Source organism: Arthrobacter sp. V1I7, assembly GCF_030817015.1.
In the GTDB taxonomy this organism is placed as follows: domain Bacteria; phylum Actinomycetota; class Actinomycetes; order Actinomycetales; family Micrococcaceae; genus Arthrobacter.
The window spans coordinates 3,813,460-3,828,175 of record NZ_JAUSYS010000001.1; the positions used below are offsets into that span (position 1 = coordinate 3,813,460).

A 14,716-nucleotide genomic window follows, 5' to 3' on the forward strand; every position below is an offset into this window, starting at 1 on the left:
ACGCTGGTTCGAAAACTGTTCAGCCCGCGCTTCATACCGGGCTCCCTACGGCGGCGGGTGCGCTCATCCGGTGCATTCCCGAGGCGGCGCCGCGAGCCTTGAGCGCCATGACGAAGGCGAGGACCCCGGCCACGGCGCGGTAGAAGTCCACCGGGATCTCGTGGCCGAGCTCGCAGGCCTCGTGGAGTGCCCGCGCCAGCGGGATGTCCTGGACCATCGGCACGTTTTTCGCCTCGGCCTCTTCCCTGATCCTGGCCGCCACGTGGCCTGCACCCTTGGCCACCACGCGCGGCGCGGACTTTCCCGGTTCGTACTTGAGGGCCACCGCCACGTGCGTTGGGTTGACCAGCACGACGTCGGAGTCCCCGATCGCGGCAATCATGCGGTTCCGGCTCATCGCCATCTGCCGTGCCCGGCGCTGGGACCGGATGAGCGGATCGCCTTCGCTGTTCTTGTTCTCGTCCTGGACTTCCTTCTTGGACATCCGGGTCTTCTTCCGGTTGCGCCGCATCACCACAAAGAAGTCCGCGGCGGCCAGCACGATTCCTGCGGCCACGGCGAACTGGACCAGGGCGGAGACCCCGCCGGCTGCCGCCTGCACCACGCCCGCCACCGGCAGCCCCCCGGCTGTCAGCAGGACGGGGATGAGTCCCTGCACGACGCTGTACAACACGAGGCCCACCACGGTGGCCTTCAACAGGGCCTTCACCCCGCCCCAGACTGCCTGGGCACCGAAGCTCCGCTTCAGCCCGCTCAGCAGGTTGAAGTGTTCGAAGTCGAATTTGAACTTCTTGAAGTGCACTCCGCCCTGCACCGCGGAACCGGCAAGGACCACAATAAATACGACGATCAGCATGGGCCCGACGATCCCGGCGATGGCGGCGAGTCCGTCCTCCAGCGCCTTGATGGCCTTGCCCGGGTCCGGTTCGGCGATAATGCCCCGGATACTGAAGAGCTGGTCCGTGGCGGCGTTGGAAGCACGCTCAACCGTGGACGGGATCATGATAGCGGCCGCGCCCACGCCCACCCATGCGGTGAGGTCCTGGGACCTGGAAAGCTGGCCCTTGGACCGGACCTCCTTCATCCGTTTGTCGGTGGCCTCCTCGGTTTTTTCCTGGGAATCAGCCATCAGCCCACCCCCAGCACTGTCTTCGCGGCCTGGCCGGCGAGGCTGGAGACGATTCTCGGCAGGGCCAGGAACATGAAGCCGGCCAGCGCCAGCGTCATGAGGATTTTCAGCGGGAACCCCAGGGAGAATGCATTAAGCGCCGGTGCCACGCGGGTCAGCAGGCCGAGCCCGACGTCGGCGAGGAACAGCACCACGATCAGCGGTCCGGCGATCTGGACGGCGGCGAGGAACATGCCGGTGACCGCCGTCGTCATCGCCTGTACCGGCTGGCCGAGGTCGATTCCGCCGGCGAGGGGCAGTGCGGCGAAGCTGCCGGTCAGGCCGGTGATGACGAGCTGGTAGCCGTCGGACGCGAACAGCAGCGCCAAGGCCGCCATCTGCAGGAGCCGGGTGAACTGGGCGCCGTTGACCATCATCTGGGGGTCGAAGGCCTGGGCCATCTGGAATCCGCTGAAGAGGTCGATCAGGCTGCCGGCGGACTGGATGGCGGCGAAGATGACCATAACGAGGAAGCCCAGGGCCAGTCCGGTGATGAGTTCGAGCACCACGCCCGTGAGGAAGCCTGCGGTGTCCCGGGGGGCGTAGCCTCCGGCGACACGCTGCGACACGGCGAGGCCCAGGCCGAGCCCGAGCATCGCCTTGATCCTGGCCGGGAACGCGTGGTGGGCGAAGGGAGGTGCCACGATCAGGAACGCCGTCATCCGGACGGTGGCCAGCAGGAGCACCTCCAGCCACGTCGGGTCGATCGGGATGCCCACGTCACAGGCCTCCGAGCAGGGACGGGATCCTGGCGAAGAGGTCGTTGGTGAAGGCGACCATCTCGGAGATCATCCAGTGCCCGCAGATCACGAGGGCAACGGCGACGGCGGCGGCCTTGGGTACGAAGGACAGGGTGGCTTCCTGCAGCTGGGTGATGGACTGCAGCAGCGAGATGGCCAGGCCGACGACCAGCGCCGTGACCAGCACGGGGGCGGACAGTTTGGCGGCCACGATCATCGCCTGGAGGCAGATGTCCAGGACGGCGTTGGCGTTCATCCGGTGCCCGAATAACTTTGGATCAGCGAGGTGATGATCAGTCCCCAGCCGTCCACGAGGATGAACAGCAGGATCTTGAACGGCAGCGAGATCATCACCGGCGGGAGCATCATCATGCCCATCGACATGAGCGCCGCGGAGACCACGAGGTCGATCACGAGGAACGGGATGAAGATGACGAAGCCGATGATGAAGGCGGCGCGCAGCTCGGAAATCATGAAGGCGGGGATGAGGGTCTGCAGCGGCACGGCCTCCGGGGTGGCCGGGTTCTCGGCTCCCGCGGCCCGGGACATGAGGGCGATGTCCTCTTCCCGAGTGTGGGCCAGCATGAACTGCTGGAGGGGTCCGGAGGCTGCGCTGACGGCGCCGTTGAAGTCCAGGCTTCCGTTGAGGTACGGCTGGATCCCGAGGTTGTTCATCTCGTTGATGACGGGCCACATCACGAAGATCGAGAGGAACAGCGACAGGCCGGCGAGCACCTGGTTGGGCGGGATGGACGGCAGAGACAGCGCATTGCGGGTCATGGCCAGGACCACGAAGATCTTGGTGAAGGACGTCATCATCAGCAGCAGCGCCGGCGCGACGGAAAGAATCGTGATCCCGATCAGGGTCAGCACGGCCGTGGACGGTTTGCCGTCCATGCCGTTGATCTCGATGTTGACGCTGCCGCCGTCGGGGTTCGCCGGATCCGTCGGGGCCACCGGCGGGGTGGGATCGATGGGGGCGGCGTGGCCGGCGGAGGCGTTCAGCCACAGCAGCAGGACGGCGAGCAGGACGGCGGCGAGCCCCACCACGAACGCCCTGGCCGGCCGGAACCGGTCAGGGGCGGCAGTTGCCGGGCGCGCGGAAGGAGGGCGGGCGGCGAGCGGGCGGATCAATTACGGCGCCCGCTCCTGAGCGCGGCAGCGGCCTGCTTCCAGGTGGAGCCGGCAAGAATCGATCCGTGCATCGGCGGGTGCCCGGAGGCGGCGGCGCGGCTGGCGGGCCCGCGTCCATGGGAGTCCCGGTGGAGGGTGCTGCGGCGGGACAGCGGCACGGTGTCGTCGGATTCGCCGGAACGAGCCCGGGCCTCCCCGCCGTCGCTGGCCAGGGCCGCTGCCGGCGCGCCTGCCGGCCCGGCTGCCGGCGAACCTTCCGCGCGGCCGTCCCTGCCAAGGTCCGGTCCATTGGAGACGGGCCCGATGCCGGAGAGGATCCGGGCGAAGTCCGCGGATCGGCGCTGGGTCTCGGGAGCGGCTGGCTCGTCGGCTTCGGCCGGGATATCGCCGGTGTGCAGGACATTGACGGCGTGCTCGGTGACGCCGAGCAGGAATCGTTGGCCCGCGGCGTCGACCACGACGACGGAGGCCTTTTGGCCGACGCTCTGGCGGCTGACGATGGTCAGCGCGCGGTCAGCCCTCCGACGGCCGGTGCCCTGGCCTAGCCGTCGTTGCAGGAACCACATGAGGCCCAGCACCGCGCCCAGGGCCACGAGTACCCGCAGCCCGAGGATCAGTGTGTCCATTCAGCTGAGCCCCTCGGCGACGTCGAGGATCCGGGTGATCCGGACGGCGTAGTCCTGGTCCAGGACCACAACTTCGCCGTGCGCGATCAGCCGGCCGTTGAGCAGGACGTCCGCGGGGGCGCCCGCGGAGCGGTCCAGTTCGATGATTTTGCCCGGTTCAAGGGAGAGCACGTCGCGGACAGACATCCGGGTGCGTCCGATTTCCACGGTCAGGGCCATCTCGATGTTGTTGATCCGGCCCAGGCGGCCGGCCGCGACGTCCCCGCCGCCGAACAGCTCGCCGCGGTCCTGGCCGGCGCTGTGCTCGCGGAGGCGGACGGCGAACCAGGCCGCGGCGTTGGCGCCGTCGGAAAGTTCGAAGACGGCCGTGTCCGGGTCGGAGAGCAGCCCGGAGGCATCGGATTCGCGCAGGTCGCTCAGGACGCCGGCGCCGAAGACGGAGCTGGCGCTTTCCATCGCGGGGCGCAGCACATCGGTCACGGCGACGTGCCCCAGCTGGGATCCTGCCCCGGCCGCTTCATCCAGGAAGGTCCGGTCGCTGAGCATCAGCGCGAGGTCCGCCGTGACGGAACCGACGAAGGTGGCGGTGACTGCCTGGCGGGCGTAGGCGGCTGCCGCCCGGGGAGGCACGAGTGCGACAACCTTGAGGGCCACCGGGCTCGGCAGCTCCTCGACAAGCCGCTCCGCCGACAGTTCATGCTGGGTCAGGGTGATGCTCATCGGTGGTTCTCCTCGATTGTGACAATGACGGCAGCGGCCCGGGATCCGTTGCGGGCCGGGGCTGCGGTGGCCAGCCTGGTACCGTCCAGGGTGACGTCAAACGGCCGGTTTTCCAGGTGCGGCAAGGTCAGGACGTCCCCCACGGCGAGTCCGAGGACCTGGTTGGGGGTGACGAACGAGGTCGAGAGCCGGACCGACAGTTCGACCGGCACCCGCTCCAGCTGGGCGCTGACCCGCGCTGAGTCATCCCCGCGGTTGTCCGTGGGATTGACCTTCTTGAGCCGCCCCAGCAGGATGCTGGCCGGGACAGCCAGGGTGGCCGGGGCGCTGATGTTGCCGACGTTCATGGTGAACGAGGCCACGATCATCAGTTCGCTCGGCGCGGCGGCCTGGGCGAACTGGGAGTTGTACTGGATGGTGTCGACCCGGATGGTTTCGCTCAGCAGGGGTCCGAGGGAGTAGCCGAGGTCTTCGAGGGCCTCGTCCATGAGCCCCTTGATGAGGGCCTGTTCGATCTGCGTGAACTTACGGTCCGGCATCGGCGCATCGTTCGAGGCTCCAAGCATGCGGTTTACCCAGCCGAGCGCCGCGGGGGCGGGGAACTGCACAACGAGTTTGGAATCGTGGGCCTCGACGGCGCACAACACCATGGCCGTGACGGCAGGCAGCGACGCGGCGTATTCGTCGTAGCTGACCATGCTCACGTCTTCAAGCCGGACCACGGACTTGACGCGGACTTTGGCGGTCAGCTGGGTGCCCCATTGGCGGGCGAAGGTTTCAAAGGCCAGTTCCAGGACCCGGCTGTGTTCTCGTGCGAGCGTCGCGGGACGCCGGAAGTCATAGACGCTGACGGTCCGCTCCCGTGCCACTTCCCGCTCATCCATAACACTCACGGTTGCCACTATCGGCCGGGGATCCGCCGCCGTAAGCAGCCGGGCGGCTATTTCTCGTTGAGCTTCAGGACCTCGGGAATCAGGGCACGGACGACGTCGGGCTGGTCGGAGATGATCACGATGTCCACCCGGCGGTTGCGTTCCATCAGCTCGGGGGTGGAATCGTCGTTGACCTGCCGGGCGGACCCGAAGGCGACGGCGCCGATGGTCCCGGGAACGATCCCGCCGCGGTCCACCATGTACCGCAGGACGTTGACGGACCGCGCCGAGGACAGCTCCCAGGTGGACGGGTATGCGGTGATGCCGTTCGCCGCGTGGCCCTCCACCATGATTTCCAGGGCGGCGGAGCCGAGGATGGGGGAAATGATCTGCAGGACCTCGGAGGCGCGGGTTGTCAGTTCCGGCCGGTCCGGGGCGAAAAATGTCTGCGATCCGATGAGTTTGACGGTCAGCCCGCGCTGGTCGATCTGGAATTCCACGTTCTCGGTGAGTCCGGCGGCAGCCAGCCCGGCCTTCATCTGCTCCTCGAGGGCGCGCAGCCGGTCCGCTTCCTTGATTGCCGCTTCCAGCGCCTCGGGCGGAGTTGCGGGGGCGGCCGGAGCGGCGGGCGGAGTCGCGGGATTGGCTGCTTGTGCGGCGGGGTTGGCTGCTTGTGCGGCGGCGAAGGCTTCCAGGTCGGCGTCCGCCAGTTCCGGCGGCACGACGGTACCCTCGGCCGTGTCGACCGTCTGCGTCGACTCCGTGCCAAAACCGGTGGCGAGGGAATTGCGCAGCTTCTCGAACTTGTTCGCGTCCACCGTGGACATGGCGTAGAGGACGATGAACAGGCACATGAGCACCGTGACCATGTCCATATAGGAGGCCATCCAGCGTTCGTCGACGTGGTGCTCTTCCGGCTTTTTGCGTGGGCGCCGCCTGGAACTCACGCGGCCTGGTCCATCTTTTCTGCAATGTTGCCCGCCGTCTTGCCGTCTTTTCCGGGGCTCCTGAGCTGGTGCTCCGGGACCATGGCACGGAGCCGCTCGGCAAGCAGCAGCGGCTGGGCGCCGGCCTGCACGGCGAGCATGCCTTCCATGAGCAGTGTGCGGCGTTCAATGTCCAGCTCGGACAGCCGCGCAAGGCGTCCGCTGAAGGGAAGCCAGATGAAGTTGGCGGACAGCAACCCCCAGAGGGTGGCAACGAAGGCGGCGGCAATCATGTGGCCCAGTTCGTCCGGCTTGGACAGGTTTTCCAGGACGTGGGTCAGGGATACAACGGTTCCGACGATGCCGACGGTGGGGGCGTAGCCGCCGAGGCTCGCGAAGAACTTGGAGTTGGCGTGGTCGCTGCGAGCCTTCGTGTCGATTTCGTCCTCCATCTGCATCCGGAGGTCTTCGGCGTCAGTTCCGTCGGCGATGTTCTGCAGCGCGCGGGCCAGGAAGGGATCCTTGACGCTGACGGACTCTTCCTCGAGGGACAGCAGGCCCTCACTGCGCGCCTTTTCGGCGAACCGGACCACCTGGTCAATGCTGTCCTGCGGCTTCGATGTTTTCCCGATGAACATTCCTGGCACGGCTTTGAACGCCTGAATGACGTCCTTCAGCGTGTTACCGGCAAGCCCGATCGCCAGGGTTGCCCCGAATACGAGGATCATGGGGGCAGGCAGCAGCAGGGAGCTGATGCTGCCGCCTTCCAGGAGGACCATGACGATGAGGGAGCCAAAGGCGATGAGCAGCCCGATGACTGTTGCGGGATCCATGGCTTTACTTTCTTGGTTTTTCAGGTGCGGGGCGGCTGGCGTCGCCCGCGGAGTCCGACGCCGGGACCAGACTCAGCGGGTAACGCGCCACCGCGGGAAAGTCCCGCGCCTTGCTGAGGACGTAGGCCCGGTAGTCGGCGATGAGTTCGACGACTTCGGCGAGGCTTTCAAGGACGACGTACGCGGCGCCGTCGAGCGTCACCAGGTGCGTGTCCGGACTCTCGTGGATCCGTTCAATCAGGTCCGGATTGACCGCGAAGCGCGTTCCGTTGAGGCGTGTGACGACGATCATGGGCCGATTCTGCTCTGTTATTCGGCTCAGCGTTTCAGCTAAGCGGCGGGAAGGGGTGTTCTCCTCCCTACTGTCGGCAGGCCCGGCACCTTCGTTAGGCGCCTGGGCTTCCTACGGGTTAGCTAAATTGCTGAAGCGAGCCACCGTGAACCGACGCCGACGATTGGTCGCCGCCGGCGCGGCCTTTAAATGTCGGTGCCTCCTCTTAGGCTGGGTGTGTGGACAGCAGAACAGCCTGGAGTGTCGAAAGCAGGGAGGCCCTGGAGGCCGTCGCCGTGTCCGCTGCTGTGTTTGCTGCCGGCACCGGCTCCGGCGCGGACCGCCCGGATCCGCCCGGCGTCGTTTCCCTGCACGACGCCGATCCGCTGCGGGATCTGGCGGATGATTGCCTGGACGCTCTCGCCGAGGTGGCCCGGTTGGAAGCCCGGACGGCGGCGCTGAAGGTGCGGCTGGCGGCGGAATACGTGCAGGCAACCCGGGCCCTGGCGTCACCGGCGGCGTCCCCGCGGGAATGCACCGTCCTGGAGATGGCCCTGGTCGCTGAGGTCGCCTGTGTCCTGACCGTCAGTGAACGGACCGCCGGTGCCCTCCTGTCTGAATGCCAGGCACTGATGACGGCGCTGCCGCTGACCCTGACGGCCCTGCAGGCCGGAGCGATCTCCTGGCAGCACGCCCGGATCATCGTCGAGGAGACCAGCGGCCTGGACCCGGACGGGGCGGCCGCGCTGGAAGCGCACTTCCTGGACCCCGACGCCTCAAACCCCGCCCGCGGGGCCCCGGCCGGGGACCTTGTCCCGTCCCGGTTCCGGGCCAAGGCACGCGCCTGGCGCGAACGCCACCACCCGGTCAGCATCGAAAAACGCCACAGCACAAGCGCCGGGGACCGGCGGGTCGACTTCCTCCCGGACCGGGACGGTATGGCCTGGCTCTCCGCCTACCTCCCGGCCGACACGGCCGCCGGGATCTGGGAACGGACCACCGCCGCCGCCCGCGCCCTCCAAGGCCCCCACGAGGCCCGGCCCCTCTCCCAGCTCCGCGCCGACATCACCGCCACCTGGCTGCTCACCAGCCACAGCACCGGCACCGGCGGCGATATGGTCGGGGGCGGGGGCATGGGCATGGCCGGCGGGGGCACCGGCCTGGCCGGGGGTGCGGGCGGGGGTGTGCCGTCCCCGCGGGCGCAGGTCCTGATCACCGTCCCGGTCCTGTCCCTCCTGGGCGCCACCGATGAACCAGCCACCCTGGACGGGTACGGGCCGATCCCGCCGTCCATGGCCCGCCGCCTGATCACCGACGGCGCCGACTCCTTCTACCGCGTCCTGACCGACCCCCGCGACGGCGCCCCGCTGGAAATCGGACGGACCAGCTACCGCCTCAACAAGACCCAGCGGCAATGGCTCCGCCTCCGCGACGGCAGGTGCCCCTTCCCCGGCTGCAACAACCACTCCCTGGACAACGAAGCAGACCACCTCCTGGCCTGGGCCGACGGAGGCACCACCGGCATCTCCAACCTCGGCCAACCATGCCCCCGGCACCACCGCCTCAAACACGGCTCCGCCTGGAAACCAACCGGGGCCAGCAAAGACAACCCACCCGGGTGGACCTCCCCGTCACGGCGGCACTACCCCAGCGAACACCAGGACTGGGAACCACCCCACTGGCCACACCACATCCCGACCACCGACCCAGACACAGACACCGACCCAGGCCCAGGCCCAGGCCCGGACCACGGCCTGCCCGCAGATCCAGGCCATCATCCGGACCCGGCGCTCACCGGGCACCCCGGCCAGGACCCCGGCCAGGACCCCAGGCGCGATCCAGAACCGGAGCGGTCCCGGAATCTCGAACCGGAACTGCCCACCGACCCCTTCCCGGACTGGCACCACTTCACAGCCCGGCAACACTTCACAGACTGGCACCAATTCACGGCGTGGCATCCATTGCCCGCCACGGACACGGACGATCCGCGCTGGCCAACGCCCCTCGACGACCCCGCGGCTCTTCAAGTCCTAGAGGGCGAATGTCTGCAGCCCGGAAAGTCACCGTCTGTACTTTCGGCGAACGGACCCTGACCCAGCTGTTCATTACGATCACTAGGAGCAGCTCGAACTCGGGAAGATCCGCTGGCGGGACCCTCTTCCGAGCCAACGTCCTGAAAACATGGGAATACCTCTGGCCGAGGTGGGGCTGATCATCGGGGAACGGGGCGTCATGACCTATGCAGCCTTAGGGTTCGGTGTGAACGAAGTCATCGGGCACACGGCGATCGACTACCGAATAGTTAATTCGGCCCCCGCGTAGTGAGCCTCTTTGAACAGCTCCGTAGGCCGAAGGTCATCCCGGCGAGCTGCTGGGCGCTTTACGGGCGTCGAGCAGATTTGGCGAAGCAGCACCTATGCGTCGTGTGTCTGTACCACCGTGAAGACGGCGTGCGAGTGCTCGGCTCCGAGACGGTCGAGCAAAGCGAGAGCCGCGGGCGTCTCTCCGCTGTTGCGCAGAACCATGATGGCGTCCAGGTCGCGCCACGTCGTCTGAAGGCGCCAAGCGCCGCCCTGACCGCGAAGGAGCTCCGCGCGAATGAGGCCATCGGGCTTCTGACCCGTAAACAACTGGCTGAACCCATCAAGCAACTCCTGCTCGCGCTCTGCCTTAATCGTCGTGTCTATGGCTGTAACGACCGGTGTGCTCATGAGGAATCTCGTCTCTGTGTCGGAGTCGCAAAAGGCTAGCTCCATAGTACTTAGCGAGTTCCGAAAGCCGGTTCTTCACCGACAAACCGTCGGCTGACCAGACGGCTCCGGGGAGACCGTCTACTTCAGTGAGACGGTCATCGTTTTCACCTCCAATCTCGGCACTTACCGCTCATCCAGCGGAGCCGAAGCGTCCGATAACTTTGCCCGCTGGGGCGATTCCTACCTCGACACCGAAGCTAAGGTCCGGCGCGCCATTGAGGTGCACTTCACAGAACAACTCCAGCGACCCGAACTACTCAGCCGCATAGGGGACAACATCGTCGTCTTCGACTTCATCTCGGAAGCAGTCGGTCGCGAGCTCGTCCGGAAATACCTCTCCGCCGTCGTCCGCCGCGTGCAAACACGCCACGGCATCACGCTCCAGATACTCCCGGACGTCGTAGATACCATCGAAGAAATAGCCGTCAAGAACCTCGCCTTCGGCGGCCGCGGCGTCGGCTCGATCGTCGAAACACTCTGCGTCCGCTCACGCGCGCACTCATGTCGGCCGAAAAATCAGCGCCAGTGCTGGCGGCGAGCCAACTGACTCGACGCGAGTCATTCTGGGAACTGAGGCTCACTAGCGCCGAGGCCATCGTCTTGGGCACTAGCCAGGACGGCTGACTTCCGCCATGACGGCTTCGCCCGGACGGTGTCCCCGGAGACAGCCCTGCTCCGTAGTTGAACAGGGACCAGAGCCGCCCGCGGTAGTCATTTACGAGACAGCCAGTTCTTCCGTAGTTTTAGCGCTTAAGGCTGCCGAGCTCCTGGAGCACTTCGTCGGAGGTGGTGATGATGCGGGCGTTGGCCTGGAAGCCTCGCTGCGCAACAATCAGGTTGGTGAATTCCTGGGACAGGTCCACGTTGGACATTTCCAGGGCTCCGCCGGTCAGGGTGCCCATCCCGGGGTCGCCGGCGGCACCCAGCTGCACCCCGCCGGAGTTGCCGGTGGCCACATAGGACGATCCGCCGGACTTCTCCAGACCCGCCGGGTTCGTGAACTTGGCGAGCGCAATCTTGGCCAGGACCTCCTTGATGCCGTTGCTGAAGGATCCGATCAGGGAGCCGTCGTTGCCCAGCGTGTAGGACTCGAGCTTGCCGACGGGGGCGCCGTTCTGGCCGCTGACCGTCAGGGAGCTCATGGTTGCGAAGCCGGACACCTTGGAAAGATCCACGGAGACAGCGCCGATAGTGAAGGGTCCGCTGGGTGTCAGGACACCGTTCGGTTCCTGCGCCAGAGTGATGTTGGAGCTGGCGCCGTCATCGTCGACACCACCGACACTCCACCCGCCCGCCGTCTTGGCGAACGTCAGGGTCAGGTTGCGCTCTACGCCGGCGCCGTCGTAGACCTTGACGACTCGCTCCATGTCGGCGCCCGTGTAGTCGCTGGGCAGGTTCCCGTCCAGAGACACCGTGTCTGTTGCCTTCGCAACCATGGTGTTGGGGTTCAGGGTGATGGCGCCGACGGGACCGCCAGCGTTAATCACACCGTCGGTGGCGGTCCAGCCCTGCAGGATGCCGCCGTCGGGGCTGACCAGTTGGTTGGCCGCGTCGGGGCTGAACGCGCCGGCGCGGGTGAACAGCTGGCTGCCGCCCTTGCTGGTGACGAAGAAACCGTCGCCGGAAATCATCAGGTCGGTGGCGCGGCCGGTGCTCTGCGACGAGCCTTGGCTGAAGTTGGTGCTGACGCCCGAAACGCGCACGCCCAGGCCGATCTGGGCGGGATTGCTGCCGCCGGTCTCGGCCTGCGGGCCGGTGGCACCCTGCTGCACCTGCGAGAGGGCGTCCTGGAACTGGGTGGAGGACGCCTTGAAGCCGGCCGTGTTGACGTTGGCGATGTTGTTGCCGGTAACGTCCAGCATGGTCTGGTGGGCGCGAAGGCCGGAGATTCCGGAGTACAGCGAGCGGAGCATGGGAACTGCCTTTCTACGGTTGAAAAACTATTCAGGAAGCAGCCGGAGCAGTGAGCCCGGTGATGGAGTCGAGAGGAATGGAAAGGTCGCCGACCTTCACGGTCGGGACCGTTCCGGCGTAGGACACCGAACTGGCGATGCCCGTGCCGGTGGTTCCGTCGTCGAGCGTGTAGCCGACGGAGTGGCCGATCAGTTGGGCGGCGGCCGAACGCATCTGGAGCGAGAACCCTTCCTTGCTGCTGGTGGTCAGCTCAGACATCTTTTCCATCATGGAGAGCTGGATGGTCTGGCTCATCATCTGGTTGGTGTCCATGGGAGCACTCGGGTTCTGGTTCTTGAGCTGTGCCACCAGGAGGGACATGAAGACATCCGAATCCATGGTTTGCACGGGTGCCCGTACGGCAGCACCCGGGGAGGTCTCCCCCGCGGCCGCGACGGGCTGGGAGGCGATGGGCTGGATCGTCATGAGTCGCTTTCCTTTGGGTCAGACAAGAATGTCGAGGGTGGTTCGGGGGCGGTTCAGGGTTCTGGCAGTGCGCACGGCCGCTTCATCTGCCAGCGCATCCCAGCGGTGACCGCTGCGCTGCTCGTCGGGGGCGTTTCCGCCGCCCGGGTCGGCGCCGTTTCGGCTGCCACGACCGCCGTCCTGGGCGTCCCGACCTGCGCCGTCGCGGCCGGCACCGTCCTGGCTGGAGCCGCCGGGGCCGCTGCGGTCGGAAACGTCGAGGCTGGCGCCGAAGCCGGAATCAGCCAGTTCCTTCCGAAGCTCGGGCAGGATGCCCCTTATTGCCTCGCGCCCCACCTCCCCCGGCGCAAACAGCTCAATCCGGACGCCCGCTGCATCGATCTGCGCCCGGACCGTCAGCGGACCGAGGTCCTCCGGTGTCACCTGCAGGGTCATGGTGTGCTGTCCGTCGGGGGCCCCGGCCAAGGTGAAGAGTGGCCTGGCCAGCTGCGGCTGCAGGGTTGGCGCGGGGTAGGCGGGACTGGGCGGCTGCGGTGCGGCCGGGGTCGCCGAGGCCGAGAACTGTACGGGCGCCGACACCGGCTGCGTTGCGACGGTACCGGCAGCCGTCAGGGCGTCCGCGCTTGCCGCGGCGGGTATTGCGGCCGCGCGAGAAACCGGAGGCGTGCTGCCGGCAGGATCGACGGCGGGCGTCTGCGAAAGGTCGACGCCGGTCGTCTGCTGGTGGGCGACGCCGGGCACCGCTTCCGTTGTACCGGCGGGGACCGCCGGCGTTGCCGGCGTCGCTCCGGCTACCGTCGCTGCTGGCGGAGCAGAAGCGCGGACTGCCGGCAGTATCCCCGGCACGGCGGCTGTATTTATGGCGCCGGCCTGGGAGGCGGACGCCTGCTGCGTGACAGCGACAGGCTGAGCGGCAGCGGCCTGCTGCTGCCGGGTGACGGCGCCAGGGACTGCGGGCAGCGAGAAGGCAGCCGCTGCTTGGGGTTGAGTCTGGGCGGGAGCCGAACCATCGGCCGAGGTCGGCATCCCCAGGTGCGCGGCAACCTCGACGAAAGGAGCGCCCTTCGCAGCCGGGGTGGGTCCGCTGCCAGGAACCGTTGATTCGGGCGGGGCAGCGGGCTGCACGGCAGCGGATGCCGCAGGGGCCGGGGACGCCGCTGGCGCTGCGGGTTCCGCAGATGCGGTCGTGATCAACTCCGGGCTCGCGACCAGGACCCGCGGGGATCCGGCCCGCGCGGGCGTCGGCGGTACGGTCGAGGCCGTCGAGGCCACCCACACAGGAAGTTCGGACGTGGGCAGAGCGGGCGTGGCCAGCAGCCGCGTAGACGTGGGCTGCACGGTTGTCGACGTCGTCGGCGCCACGATCGAGGCCGGCGCTGCAGTCGATGCCACCGGCGTGGGCCGCACAGTTGTCGACATTCTCGGCGCCACGGTCGAGGCCGGCGCTGCAGTCGATGCCACCGGCGTGGGCTGCAGAGTTGTCGACATTCTCGGCGCCACGGCCGAGGCCGGCGCTGCAATCGACGCCACCGGCGTCGGCTGCACAGTTGTCGACATTCTCGGCGCCACGGCCGAGGCCGGCGCTGCAATCGACGCCACCGGCGTCGGCTGCACAGTTGTCGACATTCTCGGCGCCACGGTCGAGGCCGGCGCTGCAGTCGACTCCACCGGCGCGGGCTGCACCGTCGCGGCCACGCCTGACCGCTGCGTGGCGGCGGGCGTCGGGGCTGCACCATTATCTGCAGTCACGACGGCGAGCTGAACCGTTGACGACTGCGGCATCGGCGACGCTGCGGCCGAGGGCCGAACGGTGCCGGCGGCGGGCACGGTGTCGGTGCCGGCGGCGCCGGCCTGGGCCAGACGGGAATCCGGTCGGCCCGGCGCACCGGGCACGAACGTGGCGAGTCCGGCGACCGCCGGAACAGGAGCAGAGGCGTCGGCCGACGGCCTGACGGGGCTGCTTTGCTCCCCAGCTATCGGGACCGCGGGGGCAAGGGGCCGCGCATTCTGACCGGAACCGGTACCGGTACCGGTACCGGCAGACGGCGCGAAACGATTTGCGTCCGGTCCGAGGATCCGGGCCGGGGTCTCAACGGACGTCGCAGCGGCCGGAACCGCTGCAGCCGGAACCGCTGCGGATCCGGTGGCCATCGACGGGCCGGCACCATCTGCAACAGCCGGAAACGCCAGGGCAGGAACAAACTGGGCATGAATTAGCTGGCCAGGCGCAACCAGGCCCGGGACCGCCGCAGCATCGGAGGCGGCCGCGCCGGCGTCGGAAGCCCCTGCGGGAG

18 protein-coding genes are annotated in these 14,716 nt (G+C 67.6%); 4 read left to right on the forward strand and 14 right to left on the reverse strand.

Annotated elements, in window-relative coordinates:
- Nucleotides 1-31: 31 nt before the first annotated feature.
- The 10 genes from QFZ69_RS17475 to QFZ69_RS17520 are packed head-to-tail and all read right to left on the reverse strand — an operon-like array spanning nt 32 to nt 7,311.
- Nucleotides 32-1,129, reverse strand: a complete 1,098-nt coding sequence (locus QFZ69_RS17475; protein WP_306913148.1) for a flagellar biosynthesis protein FlhB — start codon at nt 1,127-1,129, stop codon at nt 32-34.
- Complete coding sequence (locus QFZ69_RS17480; protein ID WP_306913149.1) at nt 1,129-1,887, reverse strand: flagellar biosynthetic protein FliR; 759 nt, start codon at nt 1,885-1,887, stop codon at nt 1,129-1,131. Before QFZ69_RS17480 ends, QFZ69_RS17475 begins: the two co-directional genes overlap by 1 nt.
- Before the next feature lies 1 nt (nt 1,888).
- On the reverse strand, nt 1,889-2,164 hold the full coding sequence (fliQ, locus tag QFZ69_RS17485) for a flagellar biosynthesis protein FliQ (protein WP_306913151.1): 276 nt from the start codon (nt 2,162-2,164) through the stop codon (nt 1,889-1,891).
- On the reverse strand, nt 2,161-3,042 hold the full coding sequence (fliP, locus tag QFZ69_RS17490; RefSeq protein ID WP_373461721.1) for a flagellar type III secretion system pore protein FliP: 882 nt from the start codon (nt 3,040-3,042) through the stop codon (nt 2,161-2,163). Before fliP ends, fliQ begins: the two co-directional genes overlap by 4 nt.
- On the reverse strand, nt 3,039-3,668 hold the full coding sequence (gene fliO / locus QFZ69_RS17495; RefSeq protein ID WP_306913153.1) for a flagellar biosynthetic protein FliO: 630 nt from the start codon (nt 3,666-3,668) through the stop codon (nt 3,039-3,041). Before fliO ends, fliP begins: the two co-directional genes overlap by 4 nt.
- A complete protein-coding gene (fliN, locus tag QFZ69_RS17500) occupies nt 3,669-4,388 on the reverse strand; it encodes a flagellar motor switch protein FliN (protein ID WP_306913154.1) in 720 nt (239 codons plus the stop codon).
- The gene (locus QFZ69_RS17505) at nt 4,385-5,272 is read right to left on the reverse strand and encodes a flagellar motor switch protein FliM (RefSeq protein ID WP_306919492.1); all 888 of its coding nucleotides are present in this window, start codon (nt 5,270-5,272) and stop codon (nt 4,385-4,387) included. The genes fliN and QFZ69_RS17505 overlap by 4 nt, the downstream gene beginning before the upstream one ends.
- Before the next feature lie 56 nt (nt 5,273-5,328).
- Complete coding sequence (locus QFZ69_RS17510) at nt 5,329-6,207, reverse strand: flagellar motor protein MotB (protein ID WP_306913155.1); 879 nt, start codon at nt 6,205-6,207, stop codon at nt 5,329-5,331.
- Entirely contained in the window at nt 6,204-7,019 is an 816-nt protein-coding gene (locus QFZ69_RS17515; RefSeq protein ID WP_306913156.1) for a motility protein A, read from the reverse strand. The genes QFZ69_RS17510 and QFZ69_RS17515 overlap by 4 nt, the downstream gene beginning before the upstream one ends.
- A gap of 4 nt (nt 7,020-7,023) precedes the next feature.
- Entirely contained in the window at nt 7,024-7,311 is a 288-nt protein-coding gene (locus tag QFZ69_RS17520; RefSeq protein ID WP_306913158.1) for a flagellar FlbD family protein, read from the reverse strand.
- A 218-nt stretch (nt 7,312-7,529) separates the two neighbouring features.
- Here QFZ69_RS17520 and QFZ69_RS17525 point away from each other — a divergent pair, with 218 nt between their 5' ends.
- Both QFZ69_RS17525 and QFZ69_RS17530 read left to right on the forward strand, forming a co-directional pair.
- Nucleotides 7,530-9,383, forward strand: a complete 1,854-nt coding sequence (locus QFZ69_RS17525) for an HNH endonuclease signature motif containing protein (protein ID WP_306913160.1) — start codon at nt 7,530-7,532, stop codon at nt 9,381-9,383.
- Nucleotides 9,384-9,471: 88 nt separating this feature from the next.
- The gene (locus tag QFZ69_RS17530) at nt 9,472-9,612 is read left to right on the forward strand and encodes a hypothetical protein (RefSeq protein ID WP_306913163.1); all 141 of its coding nucleotides are present in this window, start codon (nt 9,472-9,474) and stop codon (nt 9,610-9,612) included.
- Between the two features lie 92 nt (nt 9,613-9,704).
- Here the strand turns inward: QFZ69_RS17530 and QFZ69_RS17535 are convergent, their stop codons facing one another.
- Complete coding sequence (locus QFZ69_RS17535; protein WP_306913165.1) at nt 9,705-10,001, reverse strand: hypothetical protein; 297 nt, start codon at nt 9,999-10,001, stop codon at nt 9,705-9,707.
- 262 nt (nt 10,002-10,263) lie between these two features.
- Between QFZ69_RS17535 and QFZ69_RS17540 the strand changes: the two genes are divergently transcribed.
- Nucleotides 10,264-10,590 (forward strand): hypothetical protein, encoded by a 327-nt coding sequence (locus QFZ69_RS17540; protein ID WP_306913166.1) that lies wholly within the window; start codon nt 10,264-10,266, stop codon nt 10,588-10,590.
- Nucleotides 10,591-10,786: 196 nt separating this feature from the next.
- On the opposite strand, the gene QFZ69_RS17545 is transcribed toward QFZ69_RS17540, so the two are convergent.
- From QFZ69_RS17545 to QFZ69_RS17555, 3 genes are read right to left on the reverse strand one after another with little or no spacing between them, the layout of a single operon-like run.
- The gene (locus QFZ69_RS17545; protein WP_306913168.1) at nt 10,787-11,956 is read right to left on the reverse strand and encodes a flagellar hook protein FlgE; all 1,170 of its coding nucleotides are present in this window, start codon (nt 11,954-11,956) and stop codon (nt 10,787-10,789) included.
- A gap of 31 nt (nt 11,957-11,987) precedes the next feature.
- Nucleotides 11,988-12,422 carry a flagellar hook assembly protein FlgD gene (locus QFZ69_RS17550; RefSeq protein WP_306913170.1) on the reverse strand — a complete coding sequence of 145 codons (435 nt, stop codon included), beginning with the start codon at nt 12,420-12,422 and terminating at the stop codon, nt 11,988-11,990.
- A gap of 18 nt (nt 12,423-12,440) precedes the next feature.
- Nucleotides 12,441-13,616 carry a flagellar hook-length control protein FliK gene (locus QFZ69_RS17555; RefSeq protein WP_306913172.1) on the reverse strand — a complete coding sequence of 392 codons (1,176 nt, stop codon included), beginning with the start codon at nt 13,614-13,616 and terminating at the stop codon, nt 12,441-12,443.
- Between QFZ69_RS17555 and QFZ69_RS17560 the strand changes: the two genes are divergently transcribed.
- Complete coding sequence (locus QFZ69_RS17560; RefSeq protein ID WP_306913174.1) at nt 13,609-14,184, forward strand: hypothetical protein; 576 nt, start codon at nt 13,609-13,611, stop codon at nt 14,182-14,184. The two genes, QFZ69_RS17555 and QFZ69_RS17560, sit on opposite strands and share 8 nt — an antisense overlap.
- Nucleotides 14,185-14,716 lie beyond the last annotated feature (532 nt).

Excerpts from the sequence above, each read along its gene's own strand:
- QFZ69_RS17475 (WP_306913148.1), bottom strand. The coding sequence starts at position 1,129 with ATGGCTGATTCCCAGGAAAAAACCGAGGAGGCCACCGACAAACGGATG.
- fliQ (WP_306913151.1), bottom strand. The coding sequence starts at position 2,164 with ATGAACGCCAACGCCGTCCTGGACATCTGCCTCCAGGCGATGATCGTG.
- fliO (WP_306913153.1), bottom strand. The coding sequence starts at position 3,668 with ATGGACACACTGATCCTCGGGCTGCGGGTACTCGTGGCCCTGGGCGCG.
- fliN (WP_306913154.1), bottom strand. The coding sequence starts at position 4,388 with ATGAGCATCACCCTGACCCAGCATGAACTGTCGGCGGAGCGGCTTGTC.
- QFZ69_RS17505 (WP_306919492.1), bottom strand. The coding sequence starts at position 5,272 with ATGGATGAGCGGGAAGTGGCACGGGAGCGGACCGTCAGCGTCTATGAC.
- QFZ69_RS17515 (WP_306913156.1), bottom strand. The coding sequence starts at position 7,019 with ATGGATCCCGCAACAGTCATCGGGCTGCTCATCGCCTTTGGCTCCCTC.
- QFZ69_RS17520 (WP_306913158.1), bottom strand. The coding sequence starts at position 7,311 with ATGATCGTCGTCACACGCCTCAACGGAACGCGCTTCGCGGTCAATCCG.
- QFZ69_RS17530 (WP_306913163.1), top strand. The coding sequence starts at position 9,472 with ATGGGAATACCTCTGGCCGAGGTGGGGCTGATCATCGGGGAACGGGGC.
- QFZ69_RS17535 (WP_306913165.1), bottom strand. The coding sequence starts at position 10,001 with ATGAGCACACCGGTCGTTACAGCCATAGACACGACGATTAAGGCAGAG.
- QFZ69_RS17545 (WP_306913168.1), bottom strand. The coding sequence starts at position 11,956 with ATGCTCCGCTCGCTGTACTCCGGAATCTCCGGCCTTCGCGCCCACCAG.
- QFZ69_RS17550 (WP_306913170.1), bottom strand. The coding sequence starts at position 12,422 with ATGACGATCCAGCCCATCGCCTCCCAGCCCGTCGCGGCCGCGGGGGAG.